The sequence below is a fragment of the Nonomuraea sp. NPDC050663 genome (assembly GCF_044456985.1).
In the GTDB taxonomy this organism is placed as follows: Bacteria; Actinomycetota; Actinomycetes; order Streptosporangiales; family Streptosporangiaceae; genus Nonomuraea.
In genome coordinates, this window is sequence record NZ_JBITGL010000008.1 from 224,926 (window position 1) to 243,060 (window position 18,135).

At 69.9% G+C, this 18,135-nt stretch carries 21 protein-coding genes; 17 read left to right on the forward strand and 4 right to left on the reverse strand.

The window, feature by feature from the left end:
• The first annotated feature begins 11 nt into the window (after positions 1–11).
• From ACIBH1_RS25940 to ACIBH1_RS25980, 9 genes are all read left to right on the forward strand, one after another.
• Positions 12–1,175: an acetoin utilization protein AcuC gene (locus ACIBH1_RS25940; RefSeq protein ID WP_397316510.1), complete on the forward strand. Its 1,164-nt coding sequence runs from the start codon at positions 12–14 to the stop codon at positions 1,173–1,175.
• Positions 1,176–1,189: 14 nt separating this feature from the next.
• Positions 1,190–1,972: a phosphatase gene (locus ACIBH1_RS25945; RefSeq protein WP_397316511.1), complete on the forward strand. Its 783-nt coding sequence runs from the start codon at positions 1,190–1,192 to the stop codon at positions 1,970–1,972.
• Positions 1,973–2,284: 312 nt separating this feature from the next.
• Positions 2,285–2,488 (forward strand): helix-turn-helix domain-containing protein, encoded by a 204-nt coding sequence (locus ACIBH1_RS25950; protein WP_026214222.1) that lies wholly within the window; start codon positions 2,285–2,287, stop codon positions 2,486–2,488.
• A gap of 206 nt (positions 2,489–2,694) precedes the next feature.
• Complete coding sequence (locus ACIBH1_RS25955) at positions 2,695–2,793, forward strand: 30S ribosomal protein bS22 (RefSeq protein ID WP_018654693.1); 99 nt, start codon at positions 2,695–2,697, stop codon at positions 2,791–2,793.
• Positions 2,794–2,813: 20 nt separating this feature from the next.
• The gene (locus tag ACIBH1_RS25960) at positions 2,814–3,770 is read left to right on the forward strand and encodes an NAD-dependent epimerase/dehydratase family protein (protein WP_397316512.1); all 957 of its coding nucleotides are present in this window, start codon (positions 2,814–2,816) and stop codon (positions 3,768–3,770) included.
• Positions 3,767–4,669: a lysophospholipid acyltransferase family protein gene (locus ACIBH1_RS25965; RefSeq protein WP_397316513.1), complete on the forward strand. Its 903-nt coding sequence runs from the start codon at positions 3,767–3,769 to the stop codon at positions 4,667–4,669. Before ACIBH1_RS25960 ends, ACIBH1_RS25965 begins: the two co-directional genes overlap by 4 nt.
• A gap of 72 nt (positions 4,670–4,741) precedes the next feature.
• Positions 4,742–5,323, forward strand: a complete 582-nt coding sequence (locus ACIBH1_RS25970; RefSeq protein WP_397316514.1) for an RNA polymerase sigma factor — start codon at positions 4,742–4,744, stop codon at positions 5,321–5,323.
• A gap of 1 nt (position 5,324) precedes the next feature.
• The gene (locus ACIBH1_RS25975) at positions 5,325–6,305 is read left to right on the forward strand and encodes an LCP family protein (protein ID WP_397316515.1); all 981 of its coding nucleotides are present in this window, start codon (positions 5,325–5,327) and stop codon (positions 6,303–6,305) included.
• 33 nt (positions 6,306–6,338) lie between these two features.
• Positions 6,339–7,334 carry an alpha/beta fold hydrolase gene (locus tag ACIBH1_RS25980; RefSeq protein ID WP_397316516.1) on the forward strand — a complete coding sequence of 332 codons (996 nt, stop codon included), beginning with the start codon at positions 6,339–6,341 and terminating at the stop codon, positions 7,332–7,334.
• 4 nt (positions 7,335–7,338) lie between these two features.
• On the opposite strand, the gene ACIBH1_RS25985 is transcribed toward ACIBH1_RS25980, so the two are convergent.
• From ACIBH1_RS25985 to ACIBH1_RS25995, 3 genes are all read right to left on the reverse strand, one after another.
• Complete coding sequence (locus ACIBH1_RS25985) at positions 7,339–8,220, reverse strand: HAD family hydrolase (protein ID WP_397316517.1); 882 nt, start codon at positions 8,218–8,220, stop codon at positions 7,339–7,341.
• A gap of 19 nt (positions 8,221–8,239) precedes the next feature.
• Entirely contained in the window at positions 8,240–8,857 is a 618-nt protein-coding gene (locus ACIBH1_RS25990; protein ID WP_397316518.1) for a DUF5667 domain-containing protein, read from the reverse strand.
• Positions 8,858–8,919: 62 nt separating this feature from the next.
• The gene (locus ACIBH1_RS25995; protein ID WP_397316519.1) at positions 8,920–9,546 is read right to left on the reverse strand and encodes a sigma-70 family RNA polymerase sigma factor; all 627 of its coding nucleotides are present in this window, start codon (positions 9,544–9,546) and stop codon (positions 8,920–8,922) included.
• Between the two features lie 188 nt (positions 9,547–9,734).
• Between ACIBH1_RS25995 and ACIBH1_RS26000 the strand changes: the two genes are divergently transcribed.
• From ACIBH1_RS26000 to ACIBH1_RS26010, 3 genes are all read left to right on the forward strand, one after another.
• Positions 9,735–11,303, forward strand: a complete 1,569-nt coding sequence (locus ACIBH1_RS26000) for a putative quinol monooxygenase (protein WP_397316520.1) — start codon at positions 9,735–9,737, stop codon at positions 11,301–11,303.
• A 286-nt stretch (positions 11,304–11,589) separates the two neighbouring features.
• On the forward strand, positions 11,590–12,189 hold the full coding sequence (locus ACIBH1_RS26005; protein ID WP_397316521.1) for a DUF2975 domain-containing protein: 600 nt from the start codon (positions 11,590–11,592) through the stop codon (positions 12,187–12,189).
• A gap of 1 nt (position 12,190) precedes the next feature.
• The gene (locus ACIBH1_RS26010) at positions 12,191–12,400 is read left to right on the forward strand and encodes a helix-turn-helix domain-containing protein (protein ID WP_397316522.1); all 210 of its coding nucleotides are present in this window, start codon (positions 12,191–12,193) and stop codon (positions 12,398–12,400) included.
• An 8-nt stretch (positions 12,401–12,408) separates the two neighbouring features.
• Here the strand turns inward: ACIBH1_RS26010 and ACIBH1_RS26015 are convergent, their stop codons facing one another.
• Positions 12,409–12,645 carry a glutaredoxin family protein gene (locus ACIBH1_RS26015; RefSeq protein ID WP_397316523.1) on the reverse strand — a complete coding sequence of 79 codons (237 nt, stop codon included), beginning with the start codon at positions 12,643–12,645 and terminating at the stop codon, positions 12,409–12,411.
• 118 nt (positions 12,646–12,763) lie between these two features.
• Here ACIBH1_RS26015 and ACIBH1_RS26020 point away from each other — a divergent pair, with 118 nt between their 5' ends.
• The 5 genes from ACIBH1_RS26020 to hemB are packed head-to-tail and all read left to right on the forward strand — an operon-like array spanning position 12,764 to position 18,132.
• A complete protein-coding gene (locus tag ACIBH1_RS26020; RefSeq protein ID WP_181610090.1) occupies positions 12,764–13,456 on the forward strand; it encodes a redox-sensing transcriptional repressor Rex in 693 nt (230 codons plus the stop codon).
• Positions 13,453–14,700 carry a glutamyl-tRNA reductase gene (locus tag ACIBH1_RS26025; RefSeq protein WP_397316524.1) on the forward strand — a complete coding sequence of 416 codons (1,248 nt, stop codon included), beginning with the start codon at positions 13,453–13,455 and terminating at the stop codon, positions 14,698–14,700. The genes ACIBH1_RS26020 and ACIBH1_RS26025 overlap by 4 nt, the downstream gene beginning before the upstream one ends.
• On the forward strand, positions 14,697–15,596 hold the full coding sequence (hemC, locus tag ACIBH1_RS26030) for a hydroxymethylbilane synthase (RefSeq protein WP_397316525.1): 900 nt from the start codon (positions 14,697–14,699) through the stop codon (positions 15,594–15,596). The genes ACIBH1_RS26025 and hemC overlap by 4 nt, the downstream gene beginning before the upstream one ends.
• A gap of 35 nt (positions 15,597–15,631) precedes the next feature.
• A complete protein-coding gene (locus tag ACIBH1_RS26035; RefSeq protein ID WP_397316778.1) occupies positions 15,632–17,137 on the forward strand; it encodes a uroporphyrinogen-III synthase in 1,506 nt (501 codons plus the stop codon).
• A gap of 11 nt (positions 17,138–17,148) precedes the next feature.
• Entirely contained in the window at positions 17,149–18,132 is a 984-nt protein-coding gene (gene hemB, locus ACIBH1_RS26040) for a porphobilinogen synthase (protein ID WP_397316526.1), read from the forward strand.
• The last annotated feature ends 3 nt before the right edge of the window (positions 18,133–18,135 follow it).

The window sequence follows — 18,135 nt, forward strand, 5'->3', positions numbered from 1 at the left end:
GAGGGAGACCCATGTCCGGACCGGCGCGGGTGATCTGGGATGACGACCTGACGTCATACGACTTCGGCCCTGGGCATCCTCTGGCCCCTGTCAGGGTAGAGCTGACCATGGCCCTTGCGCGCGAGCTGGGCGTGCTGGACAAGGTGGAGCTCACCGGTTGCGGCCCGGCCACCGACGACGAGCTGGCGCTCGTCCACAAGCGCGACTACATCGAGGCGGTCAAGCGGGTCTCGGTCGACGGCAGGGGCGACCTGTCGGTGGGCCTGGGCACGAGCGACAACCCGGCCTTCGCGGGCGTGCACGAGGCCTCGGCGCTGATCGCCGGCGCGACCCTGGCCGCCGCGCGGTCGGTCTTCGAGGGCGCCTCCCTGCACGCGGTCAACGTCGCGGGCGGCCTCCACCACGCGATGGCCGGTACGGCCAGCGGCTTCTGCGTCTACAACGACCCTGCCGTGGCCATCGCCTGGCTGCTGTCGCAGGGCGTGTCCAAGATCGCTTACGTCGACGTCGACGTGCACCACGGCGACGGCGTGCAGGCGCTGTTCTACGACGACCCGCGGGTGCTGACGATCAGCCTGCACGAGTCGCCGCGCACGCTGTTCCCCGGCACCGGATGGCCGGGCGAGACGGGAGCGGAGGGCACGGCGGTCAACGTGGCCCTCCCCGCCGGGTGCGGCGACTCCGGCTGGTTGCGGGCCTTCCACGCCGTGGTGCCCGCCCTGCTGCGCGACTTCCGGCCGGAGTTCCTGGTGACCCAGCACGGCTGCGACAGCCACGCGCTCGACCCGCTGGCGAACCTGATGCTCAGCATCGACGGGCAGCGTGCCGCCTATGCCGAGCTGCACAAGCTCGCCCACGAGACCGCGGGAGGGCGCTGGATCGCCACCGGGGGCGGCGGCTACGAGCTGGTGCAGGTCGTCCCCAGGGTGTGGACACACCTGATCGCCGAGGCCGCAGGCCACCCGATCGACCCCGCGACCCCGACCGGCGAGGCGTGGCGGGAGCTGGTCCGCGAGCGCACCCGCGAGGTGCCGCCGCTGACGATGACCGACGGCAGACAGCCGGAATTTCTGGATATTTCTTCTGGTTATGACCCGGCAGACCCCATCGACCGGGCGATCATGGCCACGCGCAACGCGGTCTTCCCGTACCACGGGCTCGACCCGCTGCCCTGAAGGGAGAGCTCACGTTGTCCAGCCGCGACGAACTCCGCGAGCACCTGGTGAGGACCCGCATCGCGGGCGACGTCGCGACCCCTCGCGAGAACAACCTCGACCACTACGCCTCCCTGGCCCATCGTGACTCGCACTACACCTTCGGCCTGACGGTCGAGCAGCCGTGGTCCTTCCGCGACGTCCTGGCCCTGATGGCCAAGTCCGCGGGCGTCAGCGCCGACCCCAAGCACCGCTACGGCCAGGACACGATCGACCCCGAGCTCACCATCGACGCGCTCGACGCGATGGCCGACCGCATCGCCGCCGTCCTCGAGCGGCCCGCTCCCACGGTCATGCTGGCCACCGGCCACCCGACCGGCCTGCTCGCCATCCACCTGGAGCTGGCGCGCTTCCTGCGCGAGCGCGGGGCGCGGCTGCTGACGCCCGCCGAAGGATGGAGCTATTGGGGACAGGCCTTCGGCCGTAAAAGGGTCATACGCTATCTGGGCGACGTCGCCATGCTCGACGACCGCGGCGGATTCGTGCACACCCACGACGCCGCGCCGATGCAGGCGATGCTCGCCTCCCTGGGCGACGAGCGTCCGGATCTGGTCATCGCCGACCACGGCTGGGCGGGTGCCGCGGGCGAGGCCGGCGTGCCTACCGTGGGATTCGCCGACAGCAACGACCCGGCCCTGTTCGTCGGCGAGGCCGAGGGGAAGATCGATGTGGTCGTGCCGCTCGATGACAACGTGCTGCCCCGTTATTACGAGCCGTTGGTGAACAGGCTCGTCACACGAGCCTCAAGGGTCCGTTGAGTCGAATTCGGTCCTGCCTATACCGTCTTTTCGCGCCTGCATTTCGGGAGGCTCGTCGTCCCTTTGCCAACTTTTGGGAGGGGTGGGGCGACTCTTATGTGTACGAAGTTGGACAGTTCCAACCTTCAGGCGAGGGGCACGAACTGGCTGCTGGCCAGCGACTTTGCTGGTTTCGCTGACAGGAGGCTCCGATAACTGGGAAACTAGGGGGTTTGCGCACTCGGAGTCCCGACTTACGCTGACGGCAGTACACGTGCGTGAGCAATGGCACCAGTGGGGATAACCCGGAAACACGTGCGGAAGAGGCGTCCGATGGGTGCAGGCGAAAGACCTCTCAGCGAGGTGAAGTTCCTGACCGTGGCAGAAGTGGCCACTGTCATGAGGGTGTCCAAGATGACCGTGTACCGACTGGTGCACTCGGGCGAGTTGCCGGCCATCAGGGTCGGCCGTTCCTTCAGAGTGCCCGAGCAGGCGGTCCACGATTATCTACGGGAGGCCTACATCGAGGCGGGTTGAGGACGACCTTCTCAGCCCTTCGGGTAGCGTCCATCCGAGACTGGGCGTGAATACGTAGCTGGGCGGGGATCCCTCCGGTTGGGAAAGACAACCGGAGGGACCCTGGACCCCAGGGGGCGATCTACCACGGATCGCCGGTAGTCTGTGACCCGGTGTGCGCTCGCGCACCGGTTTCACTTGTAGATCACCATAACCCTGGGGGTCCCATGGGCTCTGTCATCAAGAAGCGCCGCAAGCGGATGGCCAAGAAGAAGCACCGCAAGCTGCTCAAGAAGACGCGCATCCAGCGGCGCAACAAGAAGTAGGACGCAGCTGTGAGGCGCCGATGACCCACACCGTGCTCGTCACCGGGGTCTCGCGCCACATCGGCGCGCGGGTGGCGAGCGTGCTCGCGGCCGATCCCGGCATCACCCGAGTCATCGGGGTCGACACCGAGCCGCCGCGTGACGGCGGCTTGTCCCTCGGCAAGACCGAGTTCGTCCGTGTCGATCTGCGCAGTCCCGACATCGCCCAGGTGATTTCGGCTGCCGACATCGACACGGTCGTGCACATGAGTCTGGTGAGCGCCCCCACGAAGGGGGCCGGCCGGGCCGTCATGAAAGAGCACAACGTCATCGGCACCATGCAGTTGCTCGGCGCCTGCCAGCGTTCGGCCACCGTGTGCCGGGTCGTGGTGCGCTCCACCACGGCCGTCTACGGCTCGTCTCCGAGAGACCCCGCGGTCTTCACCGAGGAGTTCGAGCCGCACGACGGTCCCTCGCACGGATACGCGAAGGACGCCGTGGAGGTCGAGGGCTACGTGCGCGGCTTCGCCCGCCGCAGGCCCGACGTGACGGTCTCCATGCTGCGTTTCGCCAACTTCATGGGCCCGGGCGTCGACTCGCCGCTGACGCGCTACTTCTCCCAGCCCGTGCTTCCGACGGTGTTCGGCTTCGACCCGCGGCTGCAGTTCGTCCACGAGGACGACGCGGTCGAGGTGCTGCGGCGCATGGCCACGGAAGATCACCCCGGCACGTTCAACGTGGCCGGGGCGGGCGTGCTTGTGCTGTCCCAGTGCGTCCGGCGCGCGGGCAGGGTCCCGCTCCCGCTGCCTTCCCCGGCCTTCAGCATGCTCGGCGAGGCCGCCAGGAAGGCGGGGCTGGTCGACTTCTCTCCCGAGCAGCTGCGCCTGATGAGCCATGGCCGCGCGGTCGACAGCTCCCGGCTGGCCGCCGAGCTCGGCTGGCCGCTGAAATACACCACCGCGGCGGCCTTCGACGACTTCCTGAGGTATCTGCGGTGACGGCCGAAGAAGCGCGGGTGATCCCGATCAGCGAGGCGCCCTCCTACGAGCCGCCCTCCGGCCAGGAGGAAAGGCTCGCCCGGCTGCTGTCCTTCATCAGGCGGCGGTTGACCGGCGAGTACGAAATCGACGAGTTCGGCTACGACGCCGAACTGACCGACGGCGTGCTCATGGAGCTGGTGCGCCCGCTGTACAAACACTGGTTCAGGGTCGAGACCGTCGGACTCGACCGCATCCCCGCCGACAGCGGCGCGCTCGTGGTGGCCAACCACTCGGGCACCCTGCCGATCGACGCGCTGATGATGCAGGTCGCCCTGCACGACGAGGCGGGCCGCCCGTGCCGCCTGCTCGGCGCCGACCTGGTCTACCAGCTGCCGCTCCTGGGCCACCTGTCGCGCAAGTCAGGCCACACGCTGGCCTGCCGCGAGGACGCCGACCGGCTGCTGCGCAAGGGTGAGCTCGTCGGAGTCTTCCCCGAGGGCTTCAAGGGCATCGGCAAGCCCTTCTCCGAGCGCTACAAGCTGCAGAGGTTCGGCCGCGGCGGCTTCGTGGCCTCCGCCATCCGCGCGGGCGTGCCGATCGTGCCCACCGCCATCGTCGGCGCGGAGGAGATCTATCCCAAGATCGGCGACCTCAGGACGATCGCCCGCCTCCTCGGCCTGCCCTACCTCCCGATCACGCCGTTCTTCCCGTGGCTCGGGCTGGCCGGGCTGGTGCCGCTGCCGTCGAAGTGGATGATCGAGTTCGGTGAGCCGATCCGCACTGACGAGTTCGAGCCCGCCGCGGCCGACGATCCGATGGTGGTGTTCAACCTCACCGACCACGTGCGCGAGAGCATCCAGCAGATGCTCAACGAGCTGCGGTTGCGGCGCGGACACGCCTTCCCGCCGTTCTTCTGACGGGCGCGTGAACCCTGAGGGGACGAAGCGGCGAGACATGTCCGACAGACTCCCCGACGGAAGACCTCCTTCATGACCGCACCCCCGCTCGCCCGGGTCACGGACAGCGACGTGATCCGGACGTCCATGGCCGAGCCGGAGGCGTTCGCCGAATTGTTCGATCGCTACTCCGGCATGATCTTCAGATATGTGTCCAAGCGGCTCGGTCCCGAGCCCGCCGAGGACCTGGTGGGCGAGACCTTCGCCGTCGCCTTCGCGCGCCGGAGCTCCTACGACCAGACCTATCTCGACGCCAGGCCCTGGCTGTTCGGCATCGCCACCAAGCTCGTCTCGCGGCACCACCGCTCCGAGGCCGCGCGATACCGCGCCCTGTTGCGCAGCCCCCAGGACGGGCCCGTCGAGTCGCCCGCCGAGCGGGTGGCGGCCGGGGTCTCCGCCCGGGCGGCCAGGCGACAGCTCGCGACGGCGCTGGCCGTCCTGCCCAAGCGGGACCGCGACGCGCTGCTGCTCTACGCCTGGTGCGACCTGACCTACGAGGAGGTGGCCAGGGCTCTGGACATCCCCGTGGGAACCGTACGGTCCAGGCTCAACCGGGCCAGGCGCAAGGTGCGGGCCGAACTGGGCGAGACCAACCCGTTGACCGAGGAGGCGTGACATGGACGACCTGACGATGCTGCGCGATCTCGGTCGCGAGCTGGAGAACGAACCGCCGGCCAGGCTCGTACGGCAACGCGAGCGCGTCTTCCGCAAGCGGCGCCCCCGGCTGGCATGGCTGACCATCTCCTTGGCCGCGCTGGCCACGGCGGTGGCGATCGCCGTACCCACCGTGATCGCGGATCTGCGGCCGGTCGTGCACGGGATTCCCGCGGTGGCGCCCCGGACATCGATGAACGTCCTGCTGGTCGGGTCCGACAGCCGCGAGGGGCAGGAGAACTCCAAGTACGGCCCGGCGCTGTCGCGGATGGGCGACGCCGGAGGCAGGAGGTCCGACACGCTGCTCGTGGCGCACATCCCCGCCGGCCGCGAGCGGATCACGGTGGTCAACATCCCGCGTGACTCGATGGTCGAACTGCCCCGCTGCGGGGGCGGGCGGATCGACATGATCAATTCCGCCTACAACACCGGCGGCGTGGCGTGCACCAGGGAGACGGTCGAGCAACTGACGGGCCTGCGCATCGACCACACGGTGGAGGTCGACTTCGCCGGGCTCAAGGGCGTGGTCGACGCGCTGGGCGGCGTCGAGTTCACCGTCCCGGAAGACGTCAGCGACCGCAATGCCAAGCTGGAGCTCAAGAAGGGCAGGCAGGTGCTCGACGGCGAGCAGGCGCTCGGCTGGCTCCGGCTGCGCCACGCGGGCGACGGCAAGGACCTCACCCGGATCAAGCGGCAGCAGGCCCTCATGGCGGCCATGGTCGACCAGGCCAAGCGGAGCCTCGACGATCCGGCCAAGCTCAGGCTGTTCCTCGAGTCCGCGGCCAGGATGGTCAGGACGGATCTCGACCCTTCTTCGCTGTTCGACGTCCTCGATGGCGAGGTGGAGTTCCTGAGCGTTCCCGTCGGGCCGTATCCGCAGGACCCGAACCGGCTCAAGTGGGTCCAGCCGGACGCCCAGAAGCTGTTCGACAAGCTGAAATAGCCCTTATTGGATAATTCGTCTAATCTCTGGCGCATGAGGAAGAGCGTCGTTCTGCTGGCCGGTGTCGGGGTCGGCGCCGCCGCGGGGTTGCTGGCCCGGCGGCGGCGCGCCCGCCCGGCCTCGCCCGAGCCGGCGATGGGCGAGCAGGTCACCGTGACCACCGCCGACGGCGTACGGCTGGCCGTCGAGGTCGACCGGGCCACCGATCCGAAGGCGGCCGTCGTGTTCGCCCACGGATGGGTGCTCAACCGCCACGCGTGGTTCCCCCAGCGGGAGGCCCTGGCGGGCCAGGCCATGCTGGTCGCCTACGACCACCGCGGTCACGGCGCCTCCACCGCAGGGTCCTCCGACTGCTGCACGATCGAGCAGCTCGCCGAGGACCTCGAAGCGGTCATCGAGGCCGTGGTGCCCGCCGGGGTGCCGGTCGTGCTCGTCGGGCACTCGATGGGCGGGATGACCGTCATGGGGCTGGCCGCCCGGCGGCCCGAGCTCTTCGGCGAGCGGGTGCGGAGCGTGGTGCTGATGAGCACCTCGTGCGGCGGGATGGCGGGCAACACCTTCGGGCTGCCGGGTCCCGTCGGCCGCCTGGTGCCAAGGCTGACGCCGCTGGTGATGGAGCGGGCGCTGAAGCAGGCGGCGTGGATCGACCGCCGCACGGCGGTCAGGGCGCGGACCAACCGGCCGGCGACCCGCTACCTGGCCTTCGGGCCCGGCGCGCGGCCGCAGGACGTGAAGCTCGTCAACGACATGATCGCCGCGACACCCACCGAGGTGATGGTGGGATTCTTCAACGGCATCCTGGCGCACGACAAGCTCTCGGCGCTGCGGGCGCTCGCGGGAGTCGAGACGCACGTGCTGGTCGGCTCGCACGACCGCCTCACCTCACCCGCCCACGCCCGCCGCATCGCCGGGGCGCTGCCGCACGCCACGCTCACGGTGGTGCCCTCGGCCGGGCACATGCTGGGCCTCGAACGCCCCGACACGGTCAACGAGGTGCTCGGGCGGCTGGTGAGAGCCGCCGCGCGATGAGATGTCAGGCCTTGCGGCGGTAGTGGCGGCGCAGGGCCAGCGCGGCGGCGATGCCACCCGCCACGACGCCCGCTCCCGCCGCCACCGGGATGGCGATCATGGTCGCCTTCCGCCCGGTGCGGTAGTCCTTGATCGGCCAGTCGTGCTTCTTCGCGTGCTCGGTCAGCTCCGAGTCGGGATTGATGGCCACCGCATGCCCCACCAGCGACAACAACGGCAGGTCGTTGGCCGAGTCGCTGTAGGCGGTGCACCGCGTCAGGTCGAGACCCTCGCGGCGGGCCAGCGCCCGCACGGCCTCGGCCTTGGCGGGCCCGTGCAGCAGGTCTCCGACCAGGCGCCCGGTGTAGACGCCGTCGGCGGTCTCGGCGACCGTGCCCAGCGCGCCGGTCAGGCCGAGCCGCTGCGCGATGACGCGCGCCAGCTCCACCGGCGTCGCGGTGACCAGCCACACCCGCTGTCCGGCGTCGAGGTGAGCCTGCGCCAGGGCTCGGGTGCCCGCCCAGATCCGGTCGGCCATCGCCTCGTCGTAGATCTCCTCGCCGAGCCGTACGACGTCCTCGACCTTGCTGCCCGCGACGAAGGCCAGGGCCGTCTCGCGCGCAACGGCGATGTGCTCGGGGTTCTCGCTTCCGCGCAGCCGGAAGGCGGCCTGGCCCACGGCGAACTTGACCAGGTCGGAGGTGCTGAACATGCCGCGCGTGGCCAGCCCTCGCGCGAAGTGGTAGATCGAGGCGCCGCGCATCATCGTGTTGTCGACGTCGAAGAAGGCCGCCGCCTGGGTGTCGGGTGCGACCGCCGGCGGGGTGGCCACCGCCGCCGCCGCTGCCGCGACCTCACCGGCGATCTCCGCTTCCCCCTGCTGACGTCGTCGAAGTAGCCGCCTCATGAAGTCAGCTTAAGGGGTCTCACTGAGGGGCTTCGAGCTCGGCGATGTAGTCGAGGTAGCCGTAGACCTGCTGCTGCTGGTCGCCGTCCATCTGGTCGAGCATCGGCTCGATCATGTTCCGCTGCGTCTCGGCGAACTTCTTGATGTCGGCCGAGCGGGGCAGCTTGCTGATGCCCGACCTGGTCGACTCGGCCATGTCCTTGAGCGTCGCCGAGACGTGCGGGCCGCCCGTGGGGGAGTGCAGCAGCGCGTTGAGCTCCTCGGCACGCGTCTGCGCCGACACCAGCTCGCGCTCGGCGCGGTCGACCGGGTCGGCGCTGAGCCGTACAAGAGTGTCCTCCGCGGCTCGCTTGAGCGGGTAGAGCGCGTCGCCCGGCACCGAGTGGTAGGTCACCACGGCCGAGAACATCATCGAGGCGGCCAGGCCCGCGGTCGCCAGCTGCGACAACCAGGACGCGCGGCGGCGGACCGGCGCCTTGACGGCCGTGGGCTCGTCGCCGGTCTCCGGGCGCGCGACCATCAGCTGGTGGCGCAACCGCGCGCGGAAGTCCGCGTCGGGGTCGCCGCCCAGCGGTCCCGCTCCCAGCTCCGACAGCTGGGCCAGGAGGCGCTCCTCCTGAGCCCTGCGCTTACGCATGTCCCCCTCTTCCCGGAAGATCCACGGGTGCACAGTGCCTAACGACAAGTCGCCGGGGGAGGTTACGCCAGGTCGGCCCTGAGTGCTCTGGCGAGGGCACGGACGGCTCTGAACTGCAGCGCCTTGATCGCTCCACTCTTCTTCCCCATGATCAGCGCGGTCTCGGCCAGCGAGAGCCCGTGCAGGAACCTCAGCACGATGCACTCCTGCTGCTCGGCGTTGAGATCCCGTACGGCACGCAGCAGATGGTCGTTGACCAGCGCGGTCACCACGGCGTTCTCCGGGATGTGCGCGCCGTCCAACGGGACGTCGAGCACCTCTCCCGTGGGCACCTCCAGGCGGTAACGCCCGGACTTGAAATGATCGGTGACCAGGTTTCTCGCGATGGTCACGAGCCAGGCCCCGAAGTCACGGCCCTGCCAGGTGAAGTCGGTGATTCTGCGAAGCGCGCGGAGGAAGGTCTCGCTGGTGAGATCCTCGGCGAGCGGGTGGGAACCCACCCGGAAGTAGATGTAGCGGTAGACCAGATCCAGATATCGGTCATAGAGCGTTCCGAAGGCGTCGCTGTCACCGGTCTTGGCGCGTAAGACCAGGGTGCGCAGCTCGTCTTCGCGCACGGCAGGCTCGCTCGCCCGGGTCGGCTTGGTGAGAGTCCCGGCGAACGTGCCCGCGAGTGGTGCTTCTGGCATCCGGCATCCCTGGGGGTTCGGCGTGCTCGAACACTCTAGAAATCAAGCTGGAATTCCACAATGCACCAACATGCTGAGTTGAGCACGCTGGCATGGGCACCGGCGGGCTCCAGATAACGTGTGGCGCAACCCGTTTCCCCTCTTCGGCTATCCGCTGGGAGGTCTTGTCAGGCAGCATTGGAGTCATCATGGAGATCCTTGTTGCTGTATTGGCGTTCGCCGGCGCGTTGCTCGCCGTCATCGCCGCGGGCGCGCTGATAAGCCGCCTGCGCGAGGAGGCGGAGGGGTATCTCATCGCCTGGACCGTTGCAGCGATCGCCCTGGCTCTGGCGCTCGCGGCGGTGGGCACGGGTTGCCTGATGGGCTTCGGCATCGTGACCTTCAAGATCTTCCAGCTGGGCGGCTCGCTGCTGGCGCCCCTGTGGATGGCGATCGGCCTCGTCCAGCTGCTGGCCGAGCGGGTGCCCGTCAAGTTCGCCGGCTGGCTGTTCGGCATCGCCCTGACGGTCGTGGCCTCCGTGGTAATGGTGTTCGACCCGCTGAAGGCCACCGTGACGGGCAAGACGCTGCCGACCGGCGGCGCGCACTGGGCGATCATCCCCGGCTCCCTGCTGGTCGGCGTGCACGTGCTGGTCACGCTGATCATGATCACCTGCATCGTGGCCGCGGCACTGCGCTGGCGCACCGGCGACGAGTACGACACCGACAACCTGCACGCGGCGCTGGTCATCGCGCCCTCCGGGCTCGCGCTGCTGGGCGCGCTCAGGTTCACCGTGCCGCCGATCTTCACCACCGCGCTGCTGCTCGTGGCGGGCGCGGGCATCTGGTACTCCGTGCTGCGCCCGCTGGCGCCGTACGAAGACGACGAGGAGGATGACGACATCGATCGCGCCTACGCGAAGCGCGCCGCGGACACTCCGGCCGTTTCGCCCCGCCGATCCTCGTCCGGACTGGGCGACCTGGTGGCCGAGTACCGCGCGGGCGACAACGAGCTCGCTCCCGCCCGCGCCGAGTCCTTCGACGCGGGTCCCGCCACGGGCATGTTCGCGGGCGGCGACTACGGCTCGCCCTCCCCGGAGTACGAGCGGGTCAGCTCGTCGCGCTCAACGGGCTACGGCCCGGCCGACGGCGCCGGCGAGTACGGCGCGTCCGCCGGTTACGGCGCGGGCGCGGGGGCCGGATACGGCGCCGGAGCGGCCGGAGCTGCCGCGGGCGCCGCGGCCGGTTACGGCGCGGGTGCCGGCGCGGGTGTCGGCGCGGCCTCCGGCGAATACGGGCGCCACGGCGCGCCGCAGCACATCCCCGGCGACTACCGGGCCCCGCGCACCGGCCCGCACGCCGCCTTCCCCGCCGAGCCCGCTCCCGCCACGGGCGCCTTCTACCCCGGCGCCGAAGTCCAGGCCGCTCCGGGCGGCTCCACACGCCCCTCGCCGAACATCTTCGGCATGCTCACCGTCTTCACCCTCATGGACGGCACCGGCGACGCCTTCGACCGCCTCGCCGACGACACCGTCGAGGCCGTGCGGCGCAACGAGCCCGACACGCTCATCTACGTCTGCCACGGGGTGAAGTCGGCGCCGCTGCAGCGCATCATCTACGAGCTCTACCGCGACGAGGTCGCCTACGCCGACCACCAGCGCCAGCCCCACGTCATGCGGTTCGTCAACGACCGCCAGGCGATGGTGCTGGCGACCAACGTCATCGAGCTCAATGTGAACGCAGCCAAGGTGATGCCGCTCCCCACGGCGATGTTCTGACGCTCCCGCTGTCAGGCTCGGGCCCACGCCAGCCACCTTCAGGCCGGGCCCGCCCTCCGACGTGCCCGCGCTGGCCGCTCCCGCCTCGTACGGCGGCGGCGAGGCGCAACGGCCCAGGTGGTGCCAGGAGGGCTCCCTGCTCGTCGCTGAGCTGCCTGTGGGGCGCTCCCAAGCCCCGCCCAGGGTCGCGCGCACGACCGAAAACTCTTCACCGCCACGGGATGAGGGCGATCCGGAGCTGTTCTACCGCTCGACATATCGATAATCGATATTTACGATTAACGATATGCGATGGATAAACCGCTTAGAGATCGTGTTCACCACCGCCTTCGTCCTCGGCTGCCTCGTCGGGCTCGCCATCCTCGCGCAGGCGGCCTTCCTCGCCTTCGCGGGCGGCTTCAACGGCATGGGGGTCCAGCTCCGCGTCCCTGGCGTCGACATCGAGGGCCTCGTGGCCGACGGGGTGCGCCTGCACAGCGCCGGGGCCGACCTCATGGTCACGCCCCTCGACCCCTCGTTGCCGATCGCGGGCCTCTACCTGCTCGACACGCTGCCCGCGCTCGTCGTCGGGCTGGTCGCCATCCGCACCCTCACCCGCGCCCTGCACCGCGCCCGCTCGGGCGACCGCGCCCTGTTCTCGCACGCCACCGTGCGGCTCCTGCGGAGGCTCGGCTGGACCGTGATCGGCGGCACGCTGATCGCCGCCCTGCTGGGCGTGCTGGCGAAGGCGCTACTGTCGTCCCTGCTGCTCACCGAGAGCGCACCCGTCACCCTGCCGGCCATAAGCACCCTGACCGCCATCGTGGCAGGAGCGGGCGCGCTGGCGGTGTCGGAGATCATCCGCCGGGGCCTGGCCCTGCTCGAAGAGGTCGAGGCCACGATCTGACATGTCGATCATCCGCGTACGACTGGACGAGGTGCTCAAGGATCGGGGGATGACGCTCACGGAGCTGTCGCAACGGGTCGAGATCACCGTGGTCAACCTGTCGATCCTCAAGAACGGGCACGCCAGGGCGATCAGGTTCTCGACGCTGGTGCGGTTGTGCGAGGCGCTGGAGTGCCAGCCGGGGGATCTGCTGGCCTACGAAGCCCAGTGACCGCGGGCTCAGCTCGACAGGGCGGCGCGCAGCCGGTCCTCCGAGACGCGCCAGAAGTCGTGCTGCACCCCGTCCACCAGCGTCACCGGGATCATTTCCCAGTACTTGTCGTACAGCTCCTGAGACGACTCGATGTCGACTTCCTCCCAGGAAACCCCCAGCTCGGCGGCCACTTTGGAGATCACAGAGCGGGCGTCGTCGCACAGATGGCAGCCTGGCTTGCCGAGGAGGGTGACGCGATGCATAGCCCCAGACTATCCACTGACTTTGTGCGTCGGTTCACAAAGGGATTAACCTGAAGGATGGTTCGATTTCATTGACGCGATCCCCACCACGGGGATCGCCCGCACGACCTGGAGCTCCGTGTCCCGTCGCCCCTCTCCGACCCGTGACCGCGGCATTCCCGAGGCGACGGTGGCCAGGCTGCCGCTGTACCTGCGGGCGCTGACCGGGCTGGCCGAACGCGGGATCGCCACGGTCAGTTCGGAGGACCTGGCCGCCGCGGCGGGCGTGAACTCGGCGAAGCTGCGCAAGGACCTGTCCCACCTGGGCTCGTACGGCACGCGCGGCGTCGGTTACGAGGTCGAGTACCTCGTCTACCAGATCTCCAGGGAGCTGGGCCTGACCCAGGACTGGGCGGTGGCGATCGTGGGAGTGGGTAACCTCGGTCGCGCGCTGGCGAACTACGGCGGCTTCGTCTCCCGGGGTTTCCGGGTGGCGGCGCTGCTGGATGCCGACCCCGAAGTGGTGGGCGACACCATCGCGGGGTTGAATGTTGTCCACATCGACGAACTTGAAACCGTGATCAAGCGGCGAGGGGTGTCGATCGTGGTCCTGGCGACCCCGGCCCAGGCGGCACAGGCGGTGTGCGATCGCGTGGTCAACGCCGGAGTCACCAGCATCCTGAACTTCGCCCCCGTCGTGCTTTCCGTGCCGGAGAGCGTCGAAGTCCGTAAGGTCGACCTATCGATCGAGCTGCAGATCCTTGCGTTCCACGAGCAGCGCAAAGCGGATCGCGAAAGTGGGGGGCCACTCATGGCCGTGGAGAACCAATGAGCGTTCTCGTGGTTGGACTGAGCCACCGGACCGCTCCGGTGGCGTTGCTCGAGCGCGTCGCGCTCGGCGGTGAGCGGCTGGAGAAGCTGCTCTTCGACGTCCAGCAGGACGTCTGCGTGGCCGAGGTCATGGTGGTCTCGACGTGCAACAGGGTCGAGGTCTACGCCGCGGTGGACAGGTTCCACGCGGCGCTGAACGCGATCACCGAGCTGCTCGCCGTACACACCGGGGTCGGAGCCGACGAGCTGACCCGCAGCCTCTACGTGCACTACGAGGACCGCGCCGTCGAGCACCTGTTCTCGATGGCAGCCGGGCTCGACTCGATGGTCGTGGGCGAGGGCCAGATCCTGGGCCAGGTGCGGCAGGCGCTGCGGCTGGCGCAGGAGGGCGGCACCGTCGGCGCGGTGCTGAACGAGCTGGTGCAGCAGGCGCTGCGCGTGGGCAAGAAGGCGCACGCGGAGACCGACCTCGACAGGGCGGGTCCGTCGCTGGTGAGCGCGGGGCTGGAGCTGAGCGGCCCGGTCGAGGGCAGGCGGGCGCTGGTCGTCGGCGCGGGCGCGATGAGCGGCCTGGCGGTCGCGACGCTGCGCCGCGCGGGCGCGGGCGAGATCGTGGTGGCCAACCGGACCTACGACAAGGCCGTACGGCTGGCGCAGGAGGCCGGTGGCCGGGCGATCGGGCTCGACGACGTACGGCTCGACGACGTCGACCTGGTGATCACCTGCACGGGGGCGGGCAGGCACCTGATCACCACCTCGATGATCACCGGCCCGGTGGTCCTGATCGACCTGGCGATGCCGCACGACGTGGACCCCGCGGTGCGCGAGCTGCCCGGCGTGACCCTGATCGACCTCGAGACGATCAAGGATTCCGGCATCGGCGCCGGAGGCGAGGCGGTCCAGGCCGTCAGGCGCCTGGTCGCGGAGGAGCTGGAAGCCTACCTGGGCGCCGAGCGCGCCGCCCGGGTGACGCCGACCGTGGTGGCGTTGCGCAGCAAGGCGGCCGACGTGGTCGAGGCCGAGCTCGGACGCCTCATGATGCGCATGCCGGACCTCGACGACAAGGCGCGCGACGAGGTGGCCCAGACTGTCCGGCGAGTCGTCGACAAACTGCTTCACGAGCCCACTGTGCGTGTCAAGCGGCTCGCGACGTCCCCGGCGGGCGATCATTATGCGGAAGCTCTGCGCGAGCTGTTCGATTTGGACCCGAAGATGCCGGAAGCGGTCAGAGAGGTGGAGGGATGAGACTCGGCACCCGTAAGAGCCTCATGGCGACCACCCAGTCGCAGATGGTCGCCGACCTCTACACGGAGCGCACCGGCCAGGCGATCGAGCTGGTCGGCATCACGACGTTCGGCGACGTGACCAAGGCCCACCTGGCCCAGCTCGGCGGCACTGGCGTGTTCGTCAGCGCTCTGCGCGACAAGCTGGTCGAGGGCGAGGTCGACTTCGCGGTCCACTCGCTGAAGGACCTGCCGACCAAGCAGGACGACCGCTTCGTGCTGGCGGCCCTGCCGCGGCGCCACGACCACCGCGACGCCCTGGTCGGCACCGCCAAGCTGGCCGACCTGCCCGCGGGCGCCAAGGTCGGCACCGGCTCGCCGCGCCGCATCGCGATGCTGCGTGCCCTGCGCCCTGACCTGGAGTACGTCCCGATCCGCGGCAACGCCGACACCCGCATCGGCAAGGTGCACTCCGGCGAGCTCGACGCGGTCATCCTGGCCAGCGCCGGGCTGACCAGGATCGGCAGGCAGGCGGAGGTCGCCCAGATCTTCGAGGTCGAGGAGCTGCTGCCCGCGCCAGGGCAGGGGTCGCTGGCCGTGGAGTGCCTGGCCGAGCGCACCGACCTGATCGAGTTCCTCAGCGTGCTCGACTGCGCGCAGACCCGCAACGCCGTGGTCGCCGAGCGCACCGTGCTCAACGCGCTCGAAGCCGGTTGCTCCGCTCCGGTGGGTGCCTTCGCGCTCGACGACGGGCACACTCTGAACATCACCGCCGCTGTCGTCGCCATCGACGGCACGCGAGCGGTTCGCAAGTCCGCCGCCGGTTCCTCTTCGGACGCCGCACGCCTGGGCCGCCTGCTGGCGGCGCAGATGCTGGCCGAGGGGGCCGACAGATTGATGGGGGAGCATTCCCATTGACAGCCGATAGTCCAACCACAGCGTTCGTGGCCTTCGTGGGCGCCGGTCCCGGCGACCCCAACCTGCTGACCCTGCGCGGTGCCGAGCTGCTGGGCAAGGCCGACGTGGTGGTCCTCGACGAGGACGCCTTCGGCCCGCTGCTGCAGCACTGCCGCGAGGGGGTCGAGGTCCTCGCGGGCGACTACATCCCGCGCGCCAAGGCGGGCAAGCTCGTCGTGCGCGTGTGCGAGGGTGACCCGATGCTGTTCTCCTCGATCTCCGAGGAGGCCGCGGCGTGCGCCGCCGCGGAGGTGGACTTCGAGATCGTCCCGGGGGTGCCGCCCGCCACGGCCGTGCTCACCTACGCGGGCATCCCGCCTGCGGCCGCCGTACCCGAGTTCAGGGTCGTCGACGCGGCCATGGAGCAGGACTGGGCCTCGCACGCCGCGTGCCCGGGCACCCTGGTCATCTACAACGGCATCGACCAGGCCGTGCCGATCGCCAAGGCGCTGATCGCGGGCGGCAAGCCCGACTCGACGCCCGCCGCGGTCTCCAGCGCGGGCACGACGACCGAGCAGTACACGGTCGTGACGACGCTCGGCCGCATGCAGCCCGACCTCAAGCACGCCGGCTTCACCGAGCCCGCCATGATCGTCGTCGGCGACGCGGTCGGCATGCGCGACCGGCTGTCGTGGTTCGAGACCCGGCCGCTGTTCGGCTGGCGGGTGCTGGTGCCGCGCACCAAGGAGCAGGCCGCGGGCCTGTCGGACCAGCTCAGGTCCTACGGCGCGGTGCCCGAGGAGGTGCCGACCATCTCGGTCGAGCCGCCGCGCACCCCGCAGCAGATGGACAGGGCGATCAAGGGCCTGGTCACCGGCCGCTACGAGTGGGTGGCCTTCACCAGCGCCAACGCGGTCAAGGCGATCCGCGAGAAGTTCGAGGAGTACGGCCTCGACGCCCGCGCGTTCGCCGGGCTCAAGGTGGCCGCCGTGGGCGAGGCGACCTCGCAGGCGCTGGTGGAGTTCGGGGTCAAGCCCGACCTGCTGCCGACCGGCGAGCAGTCGTCGGAGGGCCTGCTGGCCGAGTGGCCGCCCTACGACTCGATGCTCGACCCGATCAACCGGGTGCTGCTGCCGCGTGCCGACATCGCCACCGACACGCTCATCGCCGGCCTGACCGAGCTGGGCTGGGAGTGCGACGACGTGACGGCCTACCGGACCGTGCGCGCGGCCCCGCCGCCCCAGCCGATCCGCGAGGCCATCAAGGGCGGCGGCTTCGACGCGGTGCTGTTCACCTCGTCGTCGACCGTCAGGAACCTCGTCGGCATCGCGGGCAAGCCGCACAACGTCACGGTCATCGCGGTCATCGGGCCGCAGACGGCCAAGACGGCCGAGGAGTTCGGGCTGCGCGTCGATGTGATGGCGGACAAACCTTCCGCTTCCGCCTTGGCGGCGGCTCTGGCGGAGTACGGTCAGAAGAGACGACAGGCCGCCATCGCGGCGGGTGATGTGCCCCGGCGGCCCTCTCAGACGCGCCGAGGGGCGCGCCGCCGACTCAAGTAGAGGTTCGATCTATGACTAGCCAGTTCCCCGCGGCGCGACCGCGGAGGCTTCGCCGTACCCCCGCGCTGCGCCGCATGGTCACCGGGGTGCGGCTGCACCCGTCGGAGCTGATCCTGCCGCTGTTCGTGAAGGAGGGGCTGACCGAGCCCCGGCCGGTCGGGTCCATGCCCGGCGTCGTCCAGCACACCCGCGACTCGCTGCGCAAGGCGGCCCACGAGGCCGCCGAGGCGGGCGTCGGCTGCGTGATGCTGTTCGGCATCCCCGAGGAGAAGGACGGGTACGGCTCGGCGGCCGACGACCCCGAGGGCATCACCCAGGTGGCGCTGCGCGACCTGGCCGCCGAGGTGGGCGACGCCCTGGTGGTCGGCGCCGACACCTGCCTCGACGAGGTGACCGACCACGGCCACTGCGGCGTGCTCACGCCGTCCGGCGAGGTCGACAACGACCTGACACTGGAACGTTACGCCTCGATGGCGGTCGCGCAGGCCGAGGCGGGCTCGCAGCTGATCTCGCCGAGCGGGATGATGGACGGCCAGGTCGGCTACATCAGGCGGGCGCTCGACCGCGCCGGCCACCCTCACGTGGCGATCCTGGCCTACTCGGCGAAGTTCGCCTCGGGCTTCTACGGGCCCTTCCGCGAGGCCGTCGAGATGCCCGCGAACTTCGGCGACCGCAAGGCCTACCAGCAGGACCCCGCGGGCTACGCGGGCGAGTCGCTGCGCGAGGTCGCGCTCGACATCGAGGAGGGCGCCGACATCGTCATGGTCAAGCCCGCCCTGGCCTACCTCGACATCCTGCATCAGGTAAAGGCCATGTCCGACGTTCCCGTTGCCGCCTACCAGGTCAGCGGCGAGTACGCCATGATCGAGGCGGCCGCGGCCAACGGCTGGATCGACCGGGAGCGGGCGATCACGGAGTCTCTCGTCGCCATCCGGCGCGCGGGGGCCGATCTGATCCTCACCTACTGGGCGACCGAAGTGGCGCGACGCCTCTAACCG